The organism is Agromyces sp. S2-1-8, assembly GCF_021129215.1.
GTDB lineage: Bacteria > Actinomycetota > Actinomycetes > Actinomycetales > Microbacteriaceae > Agromyces > Agromyces chromiiresistens.
The window spans coordinates 214964-235104 of sequence record NZ_JAJOLP010000001.1 but is presented as its reverse complement, the minus strand read 5'-3'; the positions used below and the strand labels follow the sequence as shown (position 1 = coordinate 235104).

The 20141-nt window shown below is 70.3% G+C and carries 19 protein-coding genes; 7 read left to right on the top strand and 12 right to left on the bottom strand.

Annotated elements, in window-relative coordinates; translation table 11 throughout:
* Position 1: 1 nt before the first annotated feature.
* From kdpC to LR269_RS00990, 9 genes are all read right to left on the bottom strand, one after another.
* A complete protein-coding gene (kdpC, locus tag LR269_RS01030) occupies positions 2-616 on the bottom strand; it encodes a potassium-transporting ATPase subunit KdpC (protein ID WP_231428856.1) in 615 nt (204 codons plus the stop codon).
* A gap of 18 nt (positions 617-634) precedes the next feature.
* Positions 635-2878, bottom strand: coding sequence for a potassium-transporting ATPase subunit KdpB (gene kdpB / locus LR269_RS01025; RefSeq protein WP_231428855.1), 2244 nt, complete (start codon positions 2876-2878; stop codon positions 635-637).
* A 2-nt stretch (positions 2879-2880) separates the two neighbouring features.
* Positions 2881-4554 carry a potassium-transporting ATPase subunit KdpA gene (kdpA, locus tag LR269_RS01020; RefSeq protein ID WP_231428854.1) on the bottom strand — a complete coding sequence of 558 codons (1674 nt, stop codon included), beginning with the start codon at positions 4552-4554 and terminating at the stop codon, positions 2881-2883.
* Positions 4554-4643, bottom strand: coding sequence for a potassium-transporting ATPase subunit F (locus tag LR269_RS01015; RefSeq protein ID WP_122936024.1), 90 nt, complete (start codon positions 4641-4643; stop codon positions 4554-4556). The genes kdpA and LR269_RS01015 overlap by 1 nt, the downstream gene beginning before the upstream one ends.
* Positions 4644-4871: 228 nt before the next feature.
* Positions 4872-5360, bottom strand: coding sequence for a GbsR/MarR family transcriptional regulator (locus LR269_RS01010; RefSeq protein ID WP_231428853.1), 489 nt, complete (start codon positions 5358-5360; stop codon positions 4872-4874).
* 28 nt (positions 5361-5388) lie between these two features.
* A complete protein-coding gene (locus LR269_RS01005) occupies positions 5389-7011 on the bottom strand; it encodes an ABC transporter permease (protein WP_231428852.1) in 1623 nt (540 codons plus the stop codon).
* The gene (locus LR269_RS01000) at positions 7008-7961 is read right to left on the bottom strand and encodes an ABC transporter ATP-binding protein (RefSeq protein WP_231428851.1); all 954 of its coding nucleotides are present in this window, start codon (positions 7959-7961) and stop codon (positions 7008-7010) included. Before LR269_RS01000 ends, LR269_RS01005 begins: the two co-directional genes overlap by 4 nt.
* A gap of 153 nt (positions 7962-8114) precedes the next feature.
* Entirely contained in the window at positions 8115-8783 is a 669-nt protein-coding gene (locus LR269_RS00995) for a TrkA family potassium uptake protein (protein ID WP_231428850.1), read from the bottom strand.
* Entirely contained in the window at positions 8776-10221 is a 1446-nt protein-coding gene (locus tag LR269_RS00990; protein WP_374201060.1) for a TrkH family potassium uptake protein, read from the bottom strand. The genes LR269_RS00995 and LR269_RS00990 overlap by 8 nt, the downstream gene beginning before the upstream one ends.
* A 72-nt stretch (positions 10222-10293) precedes the next feature.
* On the opposite strand from LR269_RS00990, the gene LR269_RS00985 reads away from it, so the two are divergent.
* Entirely contained in the window at positions 10294-10722 is a 429-nt protein-coding gene (locus tag LR269_RS00985) for a helix-turn-helix transcriptional regulator (protein ID WP_231428849.1), read from the top strand.
* A 90-nt stretch (positions 10723-10812) separates the two neighbouring features.
* The gene (locus LR269_RS00980; protein ID WP_231428848.1) at positions 10813-11310 is read left to right on the top strand and encodes a DUF1772 domain-containing protein; all 498 of its coding nucleotides are present in this window, start codon (positions 10813-10815) and stop codon (positions 11308-11310) included.
* A 117-nt stretch (positions 11311-11427) separates the two neighbouring features.
* On the opposite strand, the gene LR269_RS00975 is transcribed toward LR269_RS00980, so the two are convergent.
* Positions 11428-11937: an N-acetyltransferase gene (locus tag LR269_RS00975; RefSeq protein ID WP_231428847.1), complete on the bottom strand. Its 510-nt coding sequence runs from the start codon at positions 11935-11937 to the stop codon at positions 11428-11430.
* Positions 11938-12053: 116 nt separating this feature from the next.
* Between LR269_RS00975 and LR269_RS00970 the strand changes: the two genes are divergently transcribed.
* The 5 genes from LR269_RS00970 to LR269_RS18945 all read left to right on the top strand — a co-directional run bounded on the left by LR269_RS00970 (position 12054) and on the right by LR269_RS18945 (position 17615).
* Positions 12054-12152, top strand: coding sequence for a 30S ribosomal protein bS22 (locus tag LR269_RS00970; protein ID WP_003792170.1), 99 nt, complete (start codon positions 12054-12056; stop codon positions 12150-12152).
* Positions 12153-12231: 79 nt separating this feature from the next.
* Positions 12232-12501 carry a glutaredoxin family protein gene (locus LR269_RS00965; RefSeq protein ID WP_231428846.1) on the top strand — a complete coding sequence of 90 codons (270 nt, stop codon included), beginning with the start codon at positions 12232-12234 and terminating at the stop codon, positions 12499-12501.
* A gap of 145 nt (positions 12502-12646) precedes the next feature.
* A complete protein-coding gene (locus tag LR269_RS00960) occupies positions 12647-14968 on the top strand; it encodes an arylsulfatase (RefSeq protein WP_231428845.1) in 2322 nt (773 codons plus the stop codon).
* A 75-nt stretch (positions 14969-15043) separates the two neighbouring features.
* Positions 15044-15967: an HAD family phosphatase gene (locus tag LR269_RS00955; RefSeq protein WP_231428844.1), complete on the top strand. Its 924-nt coding sequence runs from the start codon at positions 15044-15046 to the stop codon at positions 15965-15967.
* 4 nt (positions 15968-15971) lie between these two features.
* The gene (locus LR269_RS18945; RefSeq protein ID WP_231428843.1) at positions 15972-17615 is read left to right on the top strand and encodes a SulP family inorganic anion transporter; all 1644 of its coding nucleotides are present in this window, start codon (positions 15972-15974) and stop codon (positions 17613-17615) included.
* 28 nt (positions 17616-17643) lie between these two features.
* On the opposite strand, the gene LR269_RS00945 is transcribed toward LR269_RS18945, so the two are convergent.
* The gene (locus LR269_RS00945) at positions 17644-18570 is read right to left on the bottom strand and encodes a formylglycine-generating enzyme family protein (protein ID WP_231428842.1); all 927 of its coding nucleotides are present in this window, start codon (positions 18568-18570) and stop codon (positions 17644-17646) included.
* Between the two features lie 68 nt (positions 18571-18638).
* Positions 18639-19988 carry an aspartate--tRNA(Asn) ligase gene (gene aspS / locus LR269_RS00940; RefSeq protein WP_231428841.1) on the bottom strand — a complete coding sequence of 450 codons (1350 nt, stop codon included), beginning with the start codon at positions 19986-19988 and terminating at the stop codon, positions 18639-18641.
* Positions 19989-20141 lie beyond the last annotated feature (153 nt).

Here is a 20141-nt window from a genome sequence, read left to right as displayed (position 1 = left end):
GTCAGTCTCCCACCAGCGCTGCGAGCGCGAGGTTGAGCTCGAGCACGTTCACGGTCTCGTCGCCGAGGTAGCCGAGGTCGCGCCCCTGCACGTGGGCGTCGACGAGCTTCGCGACCTCGGCCTCGGGCAGACCGCGCACCTCGGCCACGCGGGCGACCTGCCGGCGCGCGTACTCGGGACTGATGTGCGGGTCGAGACCCGAGCCCGAGGCCGTGAGGGCGTCGGCGGGCACCGCGTCGGGCGAGACGCCGTCGGCCGCGGCGACCCGCGAACGGCGCTCGCCGATCGCCGAGACGAGGTCGGGGTTCTCGGGGCCGAGGTTGCTGCCGCTCGACGCGCCGCCGTCGTAGCCGTCTCCGGCCGCCGACGGTCGGGGCTGGAACCACCCGGGCAGGGGCGCGCCCGAGGCATCCGCGAACGATTGCCCGATGAGCGACGAGCCGACGACCTCGCCGGCGGCGTCGTGCACGAGCGAGCCGTTCGCCCGGGCGGGCAGGGCGAGCTGGCCGATCGCGGTGACGAGGGCGGTGTACGCGACGCCGAGCACGAGGGTGAAGACGAGCATCGCGCGGAGCGCGACCCAGTGGGTGCGGAGGGTGGTGCGGGTGGAGGCCATGCGAATGTTCCTTTCGGCCTAGAAGCCCGGGATGAGGCTGATGACGAGGTCGATGAGCTTGATGCCGATGAACGGGGCGATGATGCCGCCGAGTCCGTAGACGAGCAGGTTGCGGCTGAGGATCGAGCTCGCGTCGCCGGGTCGGTACTTCACGCCGCGCAGTGCGAGCGGGATGAGGAAGACGATCACGATCGCGTTGAACACGATCGCCGACAGCACCGCCGACGCGGGGGAGTGCAGCTGCATGAGGTTGAGCGCCTCGAGTCCCGGGAACACGCCCGCGAACATCGCCGGGATGATCGCGAAGTACTTCGCGACGTCGTTCGCGATCGAGAACGTCGTGAGCGCACCGCGCGTGATGAGCAGCTGCTTGCCGATGCGCACGATGTCGATGAGCTTCGTCGGGTCGCTGTCGAGGTCGACCATGTTGCCGGCCTCCTTCGCGGCCGACGTGCCCGTGTTCATCGCGACGCCGACGTCGGCCTGCGCGAGCGCGGGAGCGTCGTTCGTGCCGTCGCCGGTCATCGCGACGAGGTTGCCGCCCTCCTGTTCGCGGCGGATCAGCGCGAGCTTGTCCTCAGGGGTGGCCTCTGCGAGGTAGTCGTCGACGCCCGCCTCGGCGGCGATGGCCTTCGCGGTCAGCGGGTTGTCGCCCGTGATCATGACGGTGCGGATGCCCATCGCGCGCAGCTCGGCGAACCGCTCGACGAGGCCGTCCTTCACGATGTCCTTGAGGTGCACGACGCCGAGCAGACGCGGTGCCGACCCCGGCTCGTGCACCGCGACGACGAGCGGGGTGCCGCCGCCGGCCGAGATCGCGTCGACGCGCCGGGCGAGTTCGCCGGCCGTCGCACGGTCGATCGGGGCGGATGCCTCGACCCAGGCCGTCACGGCCGAGCCCGCGCCCTTGCGCAGGATCGTGCCGTCGGCCAGGTCGAGCCCCGACATGCGGGTCTGCGCGGTGAACGGCACGACCTCGCCCTCGGGCGCCGCTTCGAACCGGTCCCCACGCCCACTCCACGCATCGCTGGCGCGCTGCGCGGAGCCTCGGGGCGCGGGGGCCCAGCCGCGGCTTGCGGCGAGCTCGACGATCGACGACCCCTCGGGGGTGGGGTCGGCGAGCGAGGCGAGCGCCGCCGCCCGCACGAGCTCGGCCTCGTCGATGCCGGGCATCGGCACGAACTCGCTCGCCCGGCGGTTGCCGTAGGTGATCGTGCCGGTCTTGTCGAGCAGCAGCGTGGTGACGTCGCCCGCGGCCTCGACCGAGCGGCCAGACATCGCGAGCACGTTGCGCTGCACGAGGCGGTCCATGCCGGCGATGCCGATCGCCGAGAGCAGGGCGCCGATCGTCGTCGGGATGAGGCACACGAGCAGGGCGACCAGCACGGTGATGCTGACCGGCGACGCCGCGTACGAGGCGATCGGGTTGAGCGTGAGCACGACCACGACGAACACGATCGACAGGCTCGCGAGCAGGATGTTCAGCGCGATCTCGTTCGGCGTCTTCTGCCGGGCGGCGCCCTCGACGAGGGCGATCATGCGGTCGACGAAGGTCTCGCCGGGCTTCGAGGTGATGCGCACGACGATGCGGTCGCTCAGCACCCGGGTGCCGCCCGTCACGGCAGAGCGGTCGCCGCCCGACTCGCGCACGACCGGTGCCGACTCGCCCGTGATGGCCGACTCGTCGACCGAGGCGATGCCCTGCACGATGTCGCCGTCGCCCGGGATGAGCTCGCCGGCCGAGACGACGACGAGGTCGCCGAGCCGCAGGTCCGCCGACGAGACGTCGGTCGGGGCGCTGCGTTCGGCCAGGGCGTCGGACACCTCGTCGTACGCGTCGACGCGGTGTGCGATCGTCGACATGCGGGTCTTGCGCAGGGTGTCGGCCTGCGCCTTGCCCCGGCCCTCGGCGACCGCCTCGGCGACGTTCGCGAAGATCACGGTCAGCCACAGCCAGGCGGCGATCGCCCAGGTGAAGCTCGGCGGCACGGCGCTGCCGCCAGAGGTGCCCGGCCCCCCGAGGAAGGGCTCGGCGATCGCGAGCGCCGTCGTCAGCACGGCGCCGGCCTCGACGAGGAACATGACGGGGTTGCGCCACATCTGCCGCGGGTCGAGCTTGCGCAGCGCGCCCGGCAGGGCGGTGACGAGCTGGCGCAGACCGAACGGGGCCTTCGGCCTCGGGTGCGGGTGCGGGTGGTGCTCTTCGGTCGCGCCGGCGGAGGCCGAGGCATCCGAACCGTGCGAGGCGGTGGTGAGCGACATGACTAGCTGAGTCCTTCTGCGAGGGGTCCGAGCGTGAGCACGGGGAAGTAGGTGAGGGCCGTGATGAGCACGGTGACGCCGACCAGCAGACCGACGAACTGCGGCTTGTAGGTCGGCAGGGTGCCGGCGGTCTCGGGCACCTTCCGCTGCGCGGCGAGCGAGCCGGCGAGCGCGAGCACGAACACGATCGGCACGAACCGGCCGAGCAGCATCGCGACGCCGAGCGCGGTGTTCAGCCACGGCGTGTTCGCGGTGAGTCCCGCGAAGGCCGAACCGTTGTTGTTCGACGCGCTCGTGAAGGCGTAGAGCACCTCGCTCATGCCGTGCACGCCGGGGTTCCAGATCGAGACGTGTTCGACGTCCTCCCGCACGCCGGGGATCGCGAAGCTCAGCGCGGTGCCCGCGAGCACGAGCGTCGGCGTCACGAGGATGTAGAGGCTCGCGAGCTTGATCTCGCGCGGGCCGATCTTCTTGCCGAGGTACTCGGGGGTGCGGCCGACGAGCAGGCCGGCGATGAACACCGCGATGACCGCGAGCACGAGCATGCCGTAGAGGCCCGAGCCGACGCCGCCGGGGGCGACCTCGCCGAGCATCATGTTGAGCATCGGCATCATGCCGCCGAGGGCGGTGAACGAGTCGTGCATCGAGTTGACGGCGCCGGTCGAGGTGAGCGTCGAGGTCGTGCCGAACAGGGTCGATCCGAAGATGCCGAAGCGCGCCTCCTTGCCCTCCATCGCGGCGCCGGCGAGCTGCGGCGCCGTGCCGTTGCCGGCCGCCTCGAGCGCGCTGAGGGTCACGAGCGAGACCACGTAGAGCGTCGCCATGACCGCGAGGATCGCGTAGCCCTGCCGGTTCGAGCCGACCATGCGGCCGAATGTGCGGGGGAGCGCGAACGGGATCGCGAGCATGAGCACGACCTCGAAGAGGTTGGTCCACGCGGTCGGGTTCTCGAACGGGTGCGCCGAGTTCGCGTTGAAGAAGCCGCCGCCGTTCGTGCCGAGGAGCTTGATGACCTCCTGGCTCGCGACGGGGCCGCCGGGCAGCTGCTGGGTGCCTCCGGCGAGGGTCGAGACCTCGGTGAACCCGTTGAAGTTCTGCACGACGCCACCGACGACGAGCACGATCGCGCCCACGATCGAGAGGGGCAGCAGCAGCCGGAACGCGCCGCGCACGAGGTCGACCCAGAAGTTGCCGATCGTCGCCGAGCCGCGTCGCGCGAAGCCGCGCACGAGGGCGACGGCGATCGCGATGCCGACGGCGGCCGAGACGAAGTTCTGCACCGCGAGGCCCGCGAGCTGCACGGTGTAGCCCATCGTCAGCTCGGGCGAGTACGACTGCCAGTTCGTGTTCGCGACGAACGACGCGGCGGTGTTGAAGGCGAGCCCCTCGGGCACGGCCGGCAGGCCGAGCGAGTACGGCAGCACGGCCTGCATGCGCTGCAGCGCGTAGACCAGCAGCAGCCCGACGAGCGAGAACGCGAGCACCCCGCGCAGGTACGCGGGCCACGACTGCTCGCCGCGGGGGTCGACCCCGATCAGGCGGTACAGGCCGCGCTCGACCTTCAGGTCGCGGTCGCTCGTGTAGATGCGGGCCATGTAGTCGCCGAGCGGGCGGTACAGCAGGCCGAGGACGAGTGCGAGGGTCGCCGCCTGCGCGACGGCGAGGAGGGCCGCCATCAGAAGCGCTCGGGTTTCACGAGTGCGACCACGAGGTAGACGACGGCGGCGACGCCCAGCGCGGCGGCGAGGAGCTCGAACACGATCACAGCTTCTCGACCCCCTTGGCGATGAGGCCGACGACCACGAACACGGCCAGGATGCCGAGGAGGTAGACGATGTCGAGCACGGAGACTCCAGGGTTCGGGATCCGCCCCGCTCACGCGGCGGCGGGCAGCGCCCCTGCGCTGCACCCCCGATGCAACACCGCCCGGGATGCCTCGCGGCCGATCCTCACGGACCCCTAACGCCCGCCCTGCGCGGTGCCTACGCCCTGCTTACTCGACCGGGGCCGAAGCGGAGGCGGCGCGCAGCGCCTCCCATTCGGTGAGGAGCTCGGGCATCTTGCCCTCGATGAAGCGGAAGAACGCGACCATCTCGCCCGTGCGCCGGGCACCGGCGGATTCGGGGTCGCCGATCGCGTCGATCGCCTGCGCGGCGGTCTCGGCGAAGGTGCCGTAGACCGAGTTCTTGCCGGCGAGCGCCGTGTACCACGCGTCGTCGAAGATCTCCCAGCGCTCGCGCCGGCTGCCCGGATGCGGCATCCGGTGGATGATGCCGAGGGAGCGCAGGTACCTGACCGCGCCGGAGATCGCGGCGGCGCTCACGCCGAGCGACTCGCCGAGTTCGGCGGCGGTGAGCCCGCCCTCGTCGGCGACGAGGAGCGCCATCAGCACGCGCGCCGGCATCTTCGGGAAGCCGGCGGCCGTGAGCACGGCGGCCGATTGCTCGACCGCCGTGCTCAGTGCCTGCTCGTCGCGTGCCATCCTTCGATTCTTCCAGTCCAAGGTCGGGTCAGGCGCCCGAGGCGAGCTCGCGCCGCCGCATCGACACGACCGCGAGCGCCGCGGCGACGAGTCCGATCGCGATCATCCAGAAGCCGCCCGACCAGTCGATGTCGTCGCCGGTCGGCACCGGCGAGTGGGTGAACGGCGAGAGGTCGACCATCCAGTCGGGCGCGCCGAGCAGCGGACCGAAGACGCCGACGATCGCGGCGACGCCGACGATGGACCAGCCGAGGCCGATCGTCCACCGCGGCAGCAGCGCGAACACGAGCAGGGTCAGGCCGAGGAAGACGAGCGAGACGGGCAGCTGCGCGAGGGCGGCCTGCGAGATGAGCGGCACCAGGTCCGACGGGGTGTTCGACGCACCGGAACCGGCGAGCCCGCCGAGCCAGGCCGCGGCGAGCACGACCACGATCACGAGCACGCCGACGAGCCAGTACTCGAGCAGCCATCGCATGCGCGGCACCGGCGTCGCGAGCACCTGTTCGGCGGTGCCGTGCGCCTCCTCCTGGCGGGCGCGGATCGCGACCTGCACGGCGCAGCACGCGGCGAGGATGCCGATGATGCTGAGGAACATCGCGATGAACGCCTGCTCGAGCGTCGCCCCGCCGCCGAGGGCGGCCTGCAGGGTGTCGACGACCTGCGGGACGTCGCCGCTGACTTCGTCGATGAGCCCCGACAGCGAGCTCGCGGTGAGCCCGGCGACGGCCGCGCCGACGGCCCACGCGATGAGCGTCGAGACGTTGAGCCGCCAGGCGAGCCCGAACGAGCTCGACAGGGCCCAGCTCGCCGACGCGCGCCCCTTGCGGCCGGGCAGCAGGCTCGCGCCCTGGTCGCGCACCGACTGCAGCGCGAACACGATCGCGACGAGCACCACCGAGACGCCGAGCGCGAGCAGGAGCGGCCACAGCTCGTTCTCGACGAACGCGCCCGTCGCCTGCCCCCAGCCGATGGGCGAGAGCCAGCTCGGCCAGGCCGGGGTCACGTGCAGCAGGTCGTCGGACGGCGTGCCCGCGGCATCCCCGATGCCGCGCAGCAGGTACGCCCCCACGACGACCGCGACGCCCGCGCCGTTCGCCCCGCGCGACGTGCGGAACAGCTGGGCGGCGAACAGCCCGATCGCGACGAACGCGATGCCCGTCGCTGCCATCGCCGCGCCCGTCACCCACGAGCCCTCGGCTTCGAGCCCCGCGCCGATCAACGCGAGTGCGACGACGACGCCGAGCACGAGATTGGCGACCACGCCGTGGATGAGCGTCGCGACGGTCGGCTTCACCCGGCCGGCAGGGGTCGCGGCGATGAGCTCGGCTCGACCCTGCTCCTCTTCCGCGCGGGTGTGCCGGGTGACGAGGAAGGTGCTCATGAGCCCGCCCATGAGGGCGAGCCAGGCGAACAGCTCGAAGAAGCTGAAGGCGCCGAGATCGGTACCGTTCGGCGTGCCGCGGAACACGAGGATCGTGCGGCTCGCGGTCGCGAGCTGCAGGATCTGGGTGCGCTCCGCCTCGTCGCCGTAGGTGTCGAGCACGGCGGCGATCGAGCCGTAGGCGAGCACGCCGATGCCGATGATCCAGAGGGCGAGCTGCAGGCGGTCGCGGCGCAGTCGCTGCCTGAGCAGCGTGCCGAGGGTGCTCATGCCAGCGCCTCCTCCGAGACATCCGTGCGCTCGCGGAGTTCGTCGCCGTAGTGGCGCAGGAAGAGCTCTTCGAGCGACGGCGGCGAGACGGTCAGGCCGTGCACGTCGAGGCGGGCGAGCTCGGGCAGCACCGAGGTCACCCGGTCGCTGTCGACCGTGAAGCTCACCCGCCCGTGATCGATGAGGAGGTCGTGCGCGTCGGGGATGCGGTCGACCTCGGCGGCGAGGGTCGCGGGGTCGACGCCGTCGGCCGCGAACGCGATCTCGGTGCGGGTGAGGTGGCGCAGCTCTGCGAGCGTGCCCGACTCGACGGTCTTGCCCGCACGGATGATGCTCACCCGGTCGCAGAGCTCCTCGACCTCGGAGAGGATGTGGCTCGAGAGCAGCACGGTCGCGCCCTCGGCGGAGACGCGCGCGATCTCGCGGTTGAACACCTGCTCCATGAGCGGGTCGAGGCCGCTCGTCGGCTCGTCGAGGATGTACAGCTCGGCCGATGTCGCGAACGCGGCGATGAGGGCGACCTTCTGCCGGTTGCCCTTCGAGTAGGCGCGGCCCTTCTTGCGCGGGTCGAAGTCGAACACCTCGAGCAGGCGCTGCTTGCGCGCGGCGTAGCCGGCCTTGTCGTGCGTGCCGCCGCGGAGGCGGGCGAGCAGGTCTATCGCCTCGCCGCCCGTGAGGTTCGGCCAGAGGCTGACGTCGCCCGGCACGTACGCGACGCGCCGGTGCAGCTCGCCGGCGTGCTTCCACGGGTCCTGCCCGAAGAGCGCGGCCGAGCCGCCCGACGCCCGGGCGAGGCCGAGGATGATGCGGATGGTGGTGGACTTGCCTGCGCCGTTCGGGCCGAGGAATCCGTGCACTTCGCCGGCGTCGACCTGGAGGTCGAGACCGTCGAGCGCGACGGTGCGGCCGAATCGCTTCTCGAGGCCGCTGGCGCTGATCACTGTCGTCATGAGCGCGATGCTACGCCTGATTCACAAATTTGTGAATCTCCCTAACGGAACACTAACGGGAGGGTTCCCGGTCGGCCGAGGAGGCGCGAAGCGCCGTATCGAGACCACCGCCCTGTCGCCGCGCGGTCCCACTCCGAGGCATCCGCCCCCCGCCTACTCGAGCGCCGCGAACTTCTCGATGTCGCCCTCGGTGCCCGACACGATGATCAGGTCGTGGTTCGACACGACCGTGTTCTCGGTCGCGTACGTGAACGGCTTGCCCGGGCTCTTCACGCCGACCACCGTCACGCGGTACTTCGAGCGCACGCCCGACTCGGTGAGGTTCTTGCCGCGGATCGGCTTCGGCGGGTACATCTTCACGAGCGCGAAGTCGTCGTCGAACTCGATGAAGTCGAGCATGCGGCCCGACACGAGGTGGGCGGTGCGCTCGCCGGCCTCGCGCTCGGGGTAGATGACGTGGTTCGCGCCGATGCGCTGCAGGATCTTGCCGTGCGACGCCGAGATCGCCTTCGCCCAGATCTGGGGGATCTTGAGGTCGACGAGGTTCGCGGTGATGAGCACGGACGCCTCGATCGATGACCCGACCGCGCAGACGGCGATCGAGAAGTCCTGCGCGCCGATCTGCTTGAGGGCGTCGATCGACTTCGCGTCGGCGACCACGGCGTGGGTGACCCGCTCCGACCACTTCTGCACGAGGTTCTCGTCGGTGTCGACGGCGAGCACCTCGCGGCCGAGCCGGTCGAGCTGGCCGGCGGTGGCGGCGCCGAACCGGCCGAGGCCGATCACGAGCACCGGGGCGTCGTGCCTGATCTTGTCAACCAACGATGGGCCTCTCTTCCGGTCGTTTGAACAGTTGGCGGCGCTGGCTCGCGGCGAGTGCCGCGGCGAGGGTCACGGTGCCGACACGGCCCATGAACATCGTCGCGGCCATGACGTAGACGCCTTCGGGCGGCAGGTCGGCGGTGAGCCCCGTCGACAGGCCGCACGTCGCGAACGCGGAGATGACGTCGAAGAGCACGTTCTCGAACGGCGCCTTCGTGATCTGCAGGATCGCGATCGACGCGACCGCCACGATCGTGGCGCCCCACAGCACGACGCTCACCGACAGGCGCAGCATGTCGCGGGGGATGCGCCGGCCGAACGCCTCCATCGAGGGGGCGCCGCGCGCCTCGGCGAAGGCGGCGAGGAACAGCACGGCGAGCGTCGTCACCTTGATGCCGCCCGCGGTCGACGCCGAGCCGCCGCCGATGAACATGAGCATGCTGCTGACGAGCTGGCTCGACCCGTACAGGTCGTGCATGTCGATCGTCGCGAAGCCGCCCGACCTCGTCATCATCGACATGAAGAGGGACTGGAAGATCGTCGGCCCCGCGTCGAGGTGACCGTACGTCTTCGGGTTGGCGTGCTCGAGCAGCAGGAACATCGCCGCGCCGGCGACGAGGAGGATCGTCGTCGTGGTGAGGGTGAGCTTGACGTGCACGCTCCACTTGCGCGGGGTGCGCCAGGCGCGGGCGAGCGCGAAGATCACCGGGAAGCCGAGCGCGCCGAGGAACACCCCGAGCATGAGCATCGTCTGCATCCAGTAGTCGTCGACGAAGGGCTCGAGCCCGCCGGGGTTCGGCGAGAAGCCCGTGTTCGTGAACGCCATCGCCGAGTAGTAGAGGCTGTACCAGATCGAATGCCAGCCGTCGTAGCCCGCCGCGAGCATGCTCGGCAGCAGCGCGACGGCGATGACGCCCTCGATGACCAACGCGCTGACCGCGACGGTGAAGAGCAGTCCGCCGACCTCGCCGAGTCGCACCGCCTGCCGCTCGGCGACCGGGCCGACGTGGATGCGCGACGGGTTGGTGTCGCTCGCGGCCATCAGCTTCGCCCGCAGCCCGAGCCGGCGCGAGATCACGAAGCCGAGCGTCGTCGCGAGCGTCAGCACGCCGACACCGCCGATGTTGACGCCGATGTAGACGAGCGCGTGGCCGAACGGCGACCAGTAGGTCGCCATGTCGACCGTCGCGAGGCCGGTCACGCAGATGACCGAGACGGCCGTGAAGAGCGCATCGTAGAGCGGCGCCGAGGATGCCTCGCCGGCACGCGCGATCGGCAGTGAGAAGAGCACCGTGAACAGCAGGATGAGCGCCGCGAACACGACGATCGCGAAGCGCGACGGCGAGCTCTTCATGAACGCGTCGACGCCGTCGCGAAGACGCCCGAGCCACGAACGCCGGTCGACTCGACCGAGGCGGCTCACCCGCTGTGCGCGCATCGACCCCCCTCGTCAGCCCTACCCGGCGCGAGTGTCATGGTACTCCCCGCCCCGAATGACTACCCTTGGGGCATGGCTGACATCTTCGACGTCGTGGCGGACGCGACCAGGCGAGACATCCTCGCCGTGCTGCTCGAGCGCGAGACGACGGTGCCGCAGTCCGGCGGGGAGATCAGCGTCTCCGAGATCGTCGCCGCGCTCGGCACGAGCCAGCCCACGGTCTCGAAGCACCTCAAGGTGCTGCGCGAGTCGGGCCTCGTCGCGGTGCGCGAAGAGGGCCAGCACCGGTACTACCGCCTCGACCGCGCGCCGCTCGAGACGATCGAAGACTGGCTCATTCCGTTCACGGCATCCGATGCCGCGGCCGATGCCGCGACCCTGGCCGGCGCCGACTCGCACGAGGTGGCGCTGAACGACGATCAGCTCGCCTTCGCCTCGAAGATCGGCAAGGCGTTCGCCGAGACCGCGCACCAGGTCACCGCCGTCGTCAAGCGCAAGTAGCCGTAGCCTCCCGACCCCGGCGGTCGTGCAACGTGCGCCGGCGCGCGTCGCAAGGCCCGGGATTCGGGCAACTTCCGCCAGACTGTCCCGATGAGCATCGTCGCCACCGTCCTCATCGTCGTCGGCATCGTCGGCACCGGAACCGTCTCGGGCGTCTTCTTCGCATTCTCGGGATTCGTCGTGCAGGGGCTCGATCGACTGCCGCCCGCCGACGCCGCCCGGGCGATGCGCGAGATCAACGTGACGGCGCCGCGCCCGCCGCTCATGCTCGCGCTCTTCGGCACGGGGCTCGTGCTCGTGGTGCTCGTCGTGCTCGGGTTCGTCGGCCAGCTCGCCGACGCGACGTGGTGGGTGATCGCGGCTGCAATCGTCTATGTCGCCGGTGCGGTCGGCGTCACCGCGGGCGCGAACGTTCCGCGAAACAACCGCCTGGCCGCCGTTCCCGAGGCGGATGCCGCAGCTCTCGCCGCGGCCTGGCATGAGTTTCGCGCGGCGTGGCTCGCCTGGAACCACGTGCGCTGGCTCGCCTCCGCCGCCGCGTGCGCGGGCCTCGTCGTTCCCCTCGTCGTTCCCCTCGTCGCCCCCTAGGTCCGTCCCGGCCCCGCCCACGCCCCCCACACGATCGAGTCGCCAAAAGACGCTCTTCGGCGAGCGCTGAGGAGCACTTTTCGGCGACTCGCCGGCTGAGGATGGGCGTGCTCGGCGTCAGCGGAGCGGCTTGATCATCTCGAGCTCGAGGCCGCCGGGGGCGAGCTCGTACGGGCGGTCGCGGCCGGTGAACGTGAAGCCGAGCTTCTCGTAGAAGCGGATGGCCCGCGCGTTCGTCTCGTGCACCTCGAGCCGCAGGGTGTCGGCGAAGCCGAGCGCCCACCGCTCGACCGATTCGAGCAGCGCCCGCGAGACGCCCGCGGCGTCGCCGCGGTACCCGGGAGCGACGTAGACGCCGACGAGCATGGGCCCGGTCGCGGCATCCGGAATGTAGCCGGCCATCGTGCCCACCCACCTGGCTCCGTCGATCGCGACCCGCACCGCCTGGTCGGTGTGCTCGCCGCGTGCCGCGCGCAGCCGCCACCCCGCCTCGTCGACGTCGAGCGCGTGCTCGAGCGTCTCGCCGTACGCGATCGGGAAGTCGCGCAGCATCTCGAGGCGCAGTGCGCGCACCGCCTGCCAGTCGTCGGCGGTCGTCGAACGGATCACGAAGTCGGGGCTGTGCATCACTCGACGGTAGCGGGTGAACGAGAACGCTTCGGGAATCGGCTAGACTACTCCGAGGCTTTCTGCCTTCGGCTGCGGCACGCGCGGCCGGCACGATCTTTCTCTGTGAGGTTCTGATGGGTTCCGTCATCAAGAAGCGTCGCAAGCGCATGGCGAAGAAGAAGCACCGCAAGCTTCTTCGCAAGACGCGCCACCAGCGTCGCAACAAGAAGTAGTCGCTCGCGACTGCAGCTGAGCGTCGAGCCCTTCGGGGTTCGGCGCTTTTCGCTGTCTTCGGCGACGTACGATCGAGCCATGGCCCGAGACATCCAGCTCACCCTCATCGGCAAGCCCGGCTGCCACCTCTGCGACGACGCGCGCGAGGTCGTGCAGGCGGTCATGGCCGAGTTCGAGAAGGATGCCTCGCGCAACGTGGCCCTCGACGAGCAGTCGATCCTCGACGACGAGGCGCTGCGCAACCGGTACGCGGAGGAGATCCCGGTGCTGCTCATCGACGGCGAGGTGCACGACTACTGGCGCGTCGACCCCGTGCGGTTGAAGACGGCGATCTGCGCGAAGGCCTGAGCGCACCCAGATCGCGGGGCGCCGTGTTGAGCGTGCCTCATCACTCCGAGTCCGCCGCTATTCTGTGGCGCACCGTGGTGCCCGTGGCTAGGGTGACGAGCGGGGGGCACGGGTCTGCTCCCCACCGTTCGGAGGGGAGCACGTCGTGGCACGAGAATTCAGGGGCAGGATCGAACTCGACATCCGGGACTCGACACCCGACTGGGAGGCGTACGAGGAGCAGAAGGCGCCAGACGGTGCCCCGAACGTCCTCGTCATCCTGTTCGACGACACCGGCCTCGCGGCGTGGTCGCCGTACGGCGGTCGCATCGAGATGCCGACGCTCGACCGGCTGGCGGCGAACGGGCTGACCTACTCGCAGTGGCACACGACCGCACTGTGCTCGCCCACGAGGTCGAGCTTCCTCACCGGGCGGACCCATCACCAGAATGCCTTCGCGACCATCTCCGAATCAGCGGTCGGGTTCCCCGGCTACAACGGCCACATCCCGAAGTCGAACGCGTCGATCGCGCGCATCCTCCGCGACGCCGGATGGTCGACGTTCTGGGTCGGCAAGAACCACAACGTGCCGGTCAACGCGATCTCGAGCGGCTCGAACCGCAGCGAGTGGCCGCTCGGCCATGGCTTCGACCGGTTCTACGGCTTCATCGGTGGCGAGACGAACCAGTGGTACCCCGACCTCGCGGTCGACAACCACTACATCGACCAGCCCTATCCGCCCGAAGAGGGCTACCACCTCTCGAGGGACCTCGCCGACCAGGCGATCCGGATGCTCCGCGACACGAAGCAGTCCGACCCCGACAAGCCGTGGTACCTGTGGTTCTGCCCCGGCGCGAACCACGCGCCGCACCACGCGCCCCAGGAGTACATCGACAAGTACAAGGGCAAGTTCGACGACGGGTACGAGGCGTACCGCGAGTGGGTGCTGCCGCGCATGGTCGAGCGCGGCATCCTGCCCGAGGGCACCGAGCTCACCGAGCTCAACCCGATGACCGAGGGCACCTTCTCGCCCGGTGATTCCGTGCGTCCGTGGAGCGAGCTCAGCGACGCCGAGAAGGCGCTCTTCTCGCGCACTGCCGAGGTGTACGCCGGGTTCTCCGAGTACACCGACGCCCAGATCGGCCGGGTCATCGACCACCTCGAGCAGTCGGGCCAGCTCGAGAACACGCTCATCATCTACGCCGCCGACAACGGCGCCTCCGGTGAGGGAAGCCCGAACGGATCGATCAACGAGAACCTGTTCTTCAACGGCTACCCCGAGGACATCGAGCAGAACCTCTCCATGATCGACAAGCTCGGCGGACCCGAGGCCTACAACCACTATCCGACCGGTTGGGCGGCCGCGTTCTCCACCCCGTTCCGCATGTTCAAGCGCTACTCGTACGCGGGCGGTTCCGCCGACCCCCTGGTCATCAGCTGGCCCGCACGCATCGCCGCCAAAGGCGAGGTGCGCAGCCAGTACCACCACTGCATCGACATCGTTCCGACGATCCTCGAGGCATGCGGCGTCGAGGCCCCCGCGGTCGTCGACGGGGTCGAGCAGACGCCGATGCCCGGCGTCGCGATGAACTACTCCTTCGATGCCCCCGACACGCCGACCGCGAAGGAGACGCAGTACTACGAGATGCTCGGCACCCGCGGGATCTGGCACAAGGGGTGGAAGGCGGTCGCCGAGCACGGTCCCATCCCGATCGGCCTCGGGCACTTCGACGAGGACCGCTGGCAGCTGTTCCACGTCGACGAGGATCGTGCCGAGGCGCACGACCTCGCCGAGCAGTACCCCGAGAAGCTCGAGGAGCTGAAGGCGCTCTGGCTGTCGGAGGCGAAGAAGTACGACGTGCTGCCGCTGAACGACCTCGGTGTCGCCGACTTGATCGAGCACGAGTACCACCGCCCGGTGCCGGTCGACGGCCGGTACACCTACTACCCGGGCACCACCGAGGTGCAGGAGCAGCTCGCCGCCCGCACCCAGCAGGTGTCGTTCAAGATCATCGCCGACGTCGATCTCACCGGCGAGACCGAAGGCGTGATCGTCGCGCAGGGGTCGCGGTTCGGCGGGTACAGCCTCTACGCGCAGGACGGCAAGCTGTCGTTCGTGTACAACTTCCTCGGGATTCCGCCCGAGCAGCGCCTCTCGACCGATCTGCCCGCGGCAGGCCGGCACCTCGTCGGCGTCGGGTTCGAGAAGCAGGGCAACGGCGAGCACGGCGAGGCGCTCGGGGAGCTGACGCTCTACGTCGACGACCAGGCCGTCGGCTCACGACAGATCCGCACCCAGCTCGGTCGGTACGCACTGACCGGCGAGGGCCTGAGCGTCGGCTACGACTCGGGCGACACCGTCACCGCGTCGTACCCGAACCGGTTCGAATTCACGGGCGGCACGATCCACGAGGTCGTGTACGACGTGGCCGACGATCACTACATCGATGTCGAGAAGGAATTCGCGGCGAAGCTCGCGAGCGACTGAGCGGCCCGCTGCCAGAATGGCGGAACGGGGGTGCGGATGCCTCGCGCCCCCGTTCCGCGTTTCGAGAGGATTCCCATGCCGAACGAACTGCCCTCGTGGGCCGACACTCCGACCCGTGCGGCGATCGTGGACTTCGTCGAACGCGTCACCACCGGCCCCGACGCGGTGCCCGAGTCGGAGCGCGTCGCCGTCTTCGACAACGACGGCACGCTGTGGAGCGAGAAGCCCATGCCGACGCAGCTGCACTACATCGTCGAGCAGTGGCGCACCCAGGCCGCGGCCGACCCGTCGCTCGCCGACGAGCAGCCGTACAAGGCGGCGGTGACCGGTGACTTCGCGTGGCTCGGCGGCGCGATCGACAAGCACTACGCGGGCGACGACCGCGACCTGAAGGTCCTCATCGGCGCGCTCGTCGGCGTGACCGCCGGCATGAGCGTCGACGACTACGCGACCTCGGTCACCGAGTTCTACGCGACGGCGAAGCACCTCACCCTCGGCACCCCGTACGCCGACGCCGTCTATGCGCCGATGGTCGAGCTGCTGCGCTACCTCGAGGCGCACGGGTTCTCGGTGTACATCGTCTCGGGCGGCGAGCGCGACTTCATGCGCCCGATGACGCAGCAGAACTACGGCATCCCGCCCGAGCGGGTCGTCGGCTCGGCGTTCGGGCTCTCGTACGACCCCGAGACGCACGAGGTCCGCTACGCCGCCGGTCTCGACGTCTTCGACGACGGCCCCGAGAAGCCGGTGCGCATCTGGAGCCGCATCGGCCGCCGCCCGCTCTTCGCCGGCGGCAACTCGAACGGCGACCAGGCGATGCTCGACTTCACCCGCAAGGGCGGCGGGTTCGCCCTCGTCGTGCACCACGACGACGACACCGATCGCGGCGACATCCCGTACGACAAGGGCGCCGAGAAGGTGCTCGCCGAGGCATCCGCCAACGGGTACGCGGTCGTCAGCGTGAAGCGCGACTGGACCCGCATCTTCCCCCAGGGCTGAACACGTGAGCACGACCGCCCACGCGACCCGACGGTTCCGGCTCTTCCCGACGCTCGCCGGGTATCAGCGCCGCTGGCTCGGCGCCGACCTCATCGCCGGGCTCTCGGCGGGCGCCGTCGTCGTGCCGCAGGCGATGGCCTACGCCACGATCGCGAACCTGCCGGTGCAGCTCGGCCTCTACACCTGCATGGTGCCGATGTTCGTGTACGCGATGCTCGGCGGATCGCGGGCGATGAGCGTGTCGACGACGTCGACGATCGCGACGCTCACGGCGACGACGCTCGTGTCGGCGGGGGTCGCAGCCGGCTCGGACGACCCGGTGCCCGACCTCATCGCGCTGACGCTGATGGTCGGGCTGATCCTGCTGATCGCCCGTGCGGCGAAGCTCGGCTCGCTCGTCGAGAACATCTCGCAGGCGACGATCGTCGGCATCCAGATCGGCGTCGGGGCGACGGTCGCGGTCGGGCAGCTGCCGAAGCTGCTCGGCGAGACCTCCGACGTGTCGGGCGAGGGATTCTTCAGTTCGTTCCTCGCCGCCCTCGAGGCGCTGCCGTCGGCGCACGTGACGACCGTGCTGCTCTCGGTCGCCTCGATCACGGCGATGTTCCTCATGAAGGCGTTCCTGCCGAGGGTGCCGGCGCCGCTCATCGTGGTGGCCGCCGGCATCCTGCTCGTCGCGTTCACCGGCATCGAACAGCAGGGCGTGGAGCTCATCGCCCCCGTGCCGCAGGGCTTCCCGCCCTTCGAGCTGCCGACGTTCGCGAACGTGCTGCCGATGCTGCCGGGCGCCTGCGCGATCGCGATCATGGCGTTCCTCGAGTCGGCGGCGGTGGCGCGCGGCATCCGCCGACAGGGCGAGCCGCAGATCGACAGCAACCAAGAGCTGTTCGCGACGGCGGCGGCGAACACCGTGGGATCGTTCTTCCAGGTGCTGCCGTCCGCCGGCGGGTTCTCGCAGAGCGCCGTGAACCAGGGGGCGGGCGCGCGAACCCAGCTGTCGACGCTCGTGACGGTCGTGCTCGCGGTGCTCGTCGCGCTCTTCCTCGGCCCGGTGCTGAGCCTGCTGCCGCAGGCGACGCTCGCCTCGCTCGTGTTCGTCGCGGTGGTCGGCCTGATCGATTTCGGCTCGCTGGCCAGGTTCTGGCGGATCAGCCACAACGACTTCTGGATCGCGGTGTCGACGGCCGTCGTCGGCCTCACTGCGGGCCTGCTGCTCGCGGTCGCCGTCGGCATCATCGCGACGATGGTCGTCATCCTGCGCGAGCTCAACCGGGTGCGGGTGCGCGTGGGGGAGGCGCGCGACGGCGTGCTGCCGGTGCGCCTGCTCGGGCCGATGTACACCGCGAACGTGCTCGCCTACGAGAACGCCGTGCTCGACGCGGTGCGGGCGCGCGCCGGCGTCACCGCGGTCGCCCTCGAGCTCACCCGGCTCGACGTGGTGTCGGTGACCGTGCTCGACGGGCTCGCCGAGCTCGACCGCGAGCTCGCCGGCGACGGCGTCGAGCTGCGCGTCGCGGACGTCCCCGAGGACGGCGCCGCCGCGGCACGCCGCGGGCGCTGGTTCGCCGGGCTCGAGGCGGCGGGCCGCGTCTACCCGACGCTCGACGAAGCGGTCTCGGCGAGGTCGTCGGAGGGTTCGGGCAGCTGACGACGCCCGCCGGGCGCGGTCGATCGAATCAGCCGGCGGTGCGGGCGCAGCGGAAGCCGATGTGCGTCGTGGCCGTGTCGTCGGCCTGCGGCGAGCGGGCGGCGGGGCGGTAGCGCAGGCAGTACTCGGGCGAGCAGAGGTGCGAGCCGCCCTTCAGCACGCGCCGCGGGATGCGCGAACCGGGCTCGGCCGACGCCGCGGCGAGCAGGTTCGGCCGGGCCCCAGCGTCCACCGCGTCGGCCTCGGTGCCCGGCACGATGTGGCGGGGGGTGTAGTAGTCGGTCGTCCACTCCCACACGTTGCCGGCCACGTCGAAGAGGCCGTAGCCGTTCGGCGCGAACGTCTTCACGGGCGAGGTGCCGGCCCAGCCCACGCTCGTCTCGTAGGGGAAGTGCCCCTGCCAGCGGTTCACCATGACCTCGCCGTCGGGAGTCTCGTCGTCGCCCCATGCGAAGCGCGCGCCGTCGAGGCCACCCCGGTGGGCGTACTCGAGCTCGGCCTCGGTGGGCAGGCGTCGGCCGGCCCACTCGGCGTAGGCCGAGGCATCCTCGAAGCTGACCTGCACGACGGGGTGCGTCGGGTGTTCGGCGAGCGCGTCGGGGCCGTCGGCGCCGAAGGGATGCCGCCAGCTCGCGCCCGCGCCCCACCGCCACCACTGGCGCCAGTCGCGCAGGTCGACCCGGCCCGAGGTGGGCGTGAACACGAGGCCGCCCGGCACGAGGTCGGCGGGGTCGGCACCCGGGAAGTCGGCGGGGTCGAGCGGTCGCTCGGCGACGGTCACGTAGCCGGTCGCCTCGACGAAGGCCGCGAACTGCTCGGTCGTCACGGGGTGCTGCTCGAGCTCGAACGCGTCGACCTCCCGTTCGTGCACGGGCGTCTCGTCGGCGTAGAACTCGTTCGAGCCCATGCGGAACGTGCCGCCCTCGATGCGGATGAGCGGGGTGAGGTCGACCATGACTCGAGCCTACGGGCTCGCGGGGATGCGCGACCTCGGCGCCGGCCGGCCGATGGCCTGCCGCGGGACTACGGCAGCAGGCGCGTCGGACCGCGGAACAGGTACGTCGTCTCGCGGATCGAGTGCTCGTCGAGCATGAGCATCAGCACGCGGGCGAGGCCCATGCCGAAGCCGCCGTGCGGCGGCACGCCGTAGCGGAAGAAGTCGAGGTAGAACTCGAGCTCCTCCGGGTCCATGCCCTTGTCGCGCGCCTGCTCGACGAGCACGTCGATGCGGTGCTCGCGCTGCGCGCCCGTCGAGATCTCGACGCCGTTGTAGATGAGGTCGTACGAGTTCGTCAGCTCCGAGTCATCCGCGTGCCGCATGTGGTAGAACGGCCGGATGCTCGCCGCGTAGTCGGTCAGGAAGACGAAGTCGTGGCCGTACGTCTCCTTGACGTACGCCGAGATCTGGCGCTCGCCCTCGGGGTCCATGTCGGCGTCGGCGCGGGGGATGACGTAGCCGCGGTCGGCGACGATCTGCTTCGCCTCGGCGAGGGGGATGCGCGGGAACGGCCGCGACGGCACCTGGATCTCGAGGTCGAAGAGCTCCTTGATCTCGGCACCGTGCTTGTCGACGACGGCCTGGAAGCCCGCGACCATGAGCTCCTCATGGAGGTTCATGACATCTTCGTGCGAATCGATCCAGCTGATCTCGGTGTCGATCGAGGTGAACTCGGTCGCGTGGCGGCTCGTGAACGAGGGGTCGGCGCGGAACGCGGGGCCGACCTCGAACACGCCGCCGAAGCCGGCGGCCTGCGCCATCTGCTTGAAGAACTGCGGGCTCTGCGCGAGGTACGCCTTGCCCTCGAAGTACTCGACCTCGAACAGCTCGGCGCGCGACTCGGAGGCCGATGCCATGAGCTTCGGGGTCTGGATCTCGATGAGGCCCTTCTCGACCCAGACGCCGCGCAGCGCGTGCAGGAACGTCGTCTGGATGCGGAAGATGAGGTTCTGCTTCGGGTGGCGCAGGTCGAGGAAGCGCCAGTCCATGCGCTTGTCGAGGCTCGAGTCGGCTGCGATGGGCGTCTCGGGGTTCGCGGCCGCGACGACGTCGAGCGTGGCGAGCTTCACCTCGATGCCGCCGAGCTTGACGCGCTCGTCGTGCTTGAGCTCGCCGGTCACGGTGATGAACGAGCCGTGCGCGAGGGCCGAGATCGCCTCGGTCGTCGCCAGGCGGGCGGATGCCTCGGCGTCGCCCTGCTGGCTCTCGTCGAGCTCGCGCGTGGCGGGGTTCACGAGCTGCACGGCCCCGGTCTCATCGCGCAGGATGACGAACTGCACCTTCTTCTGATCGCGAACCGTCTCGACCCATCCGGACACGGTGACGGGGCCGTCGGGCAGGGCGGCGAGGTTCTTGACGAGGGTGCGGTTGTTCACAGCGGGAAAGTCTACTTGAGCAGGGCGATCGCCCGATTCGGCCGGTTTCCCGTCGGTTGAGCAGCGCCGACGACGTCGACGCCTATCGAAGCCCTCCTGCCGCACGACTTACAGGATGAGCGGACCACCACCCCCGCATGCGAGAGTGGTGGT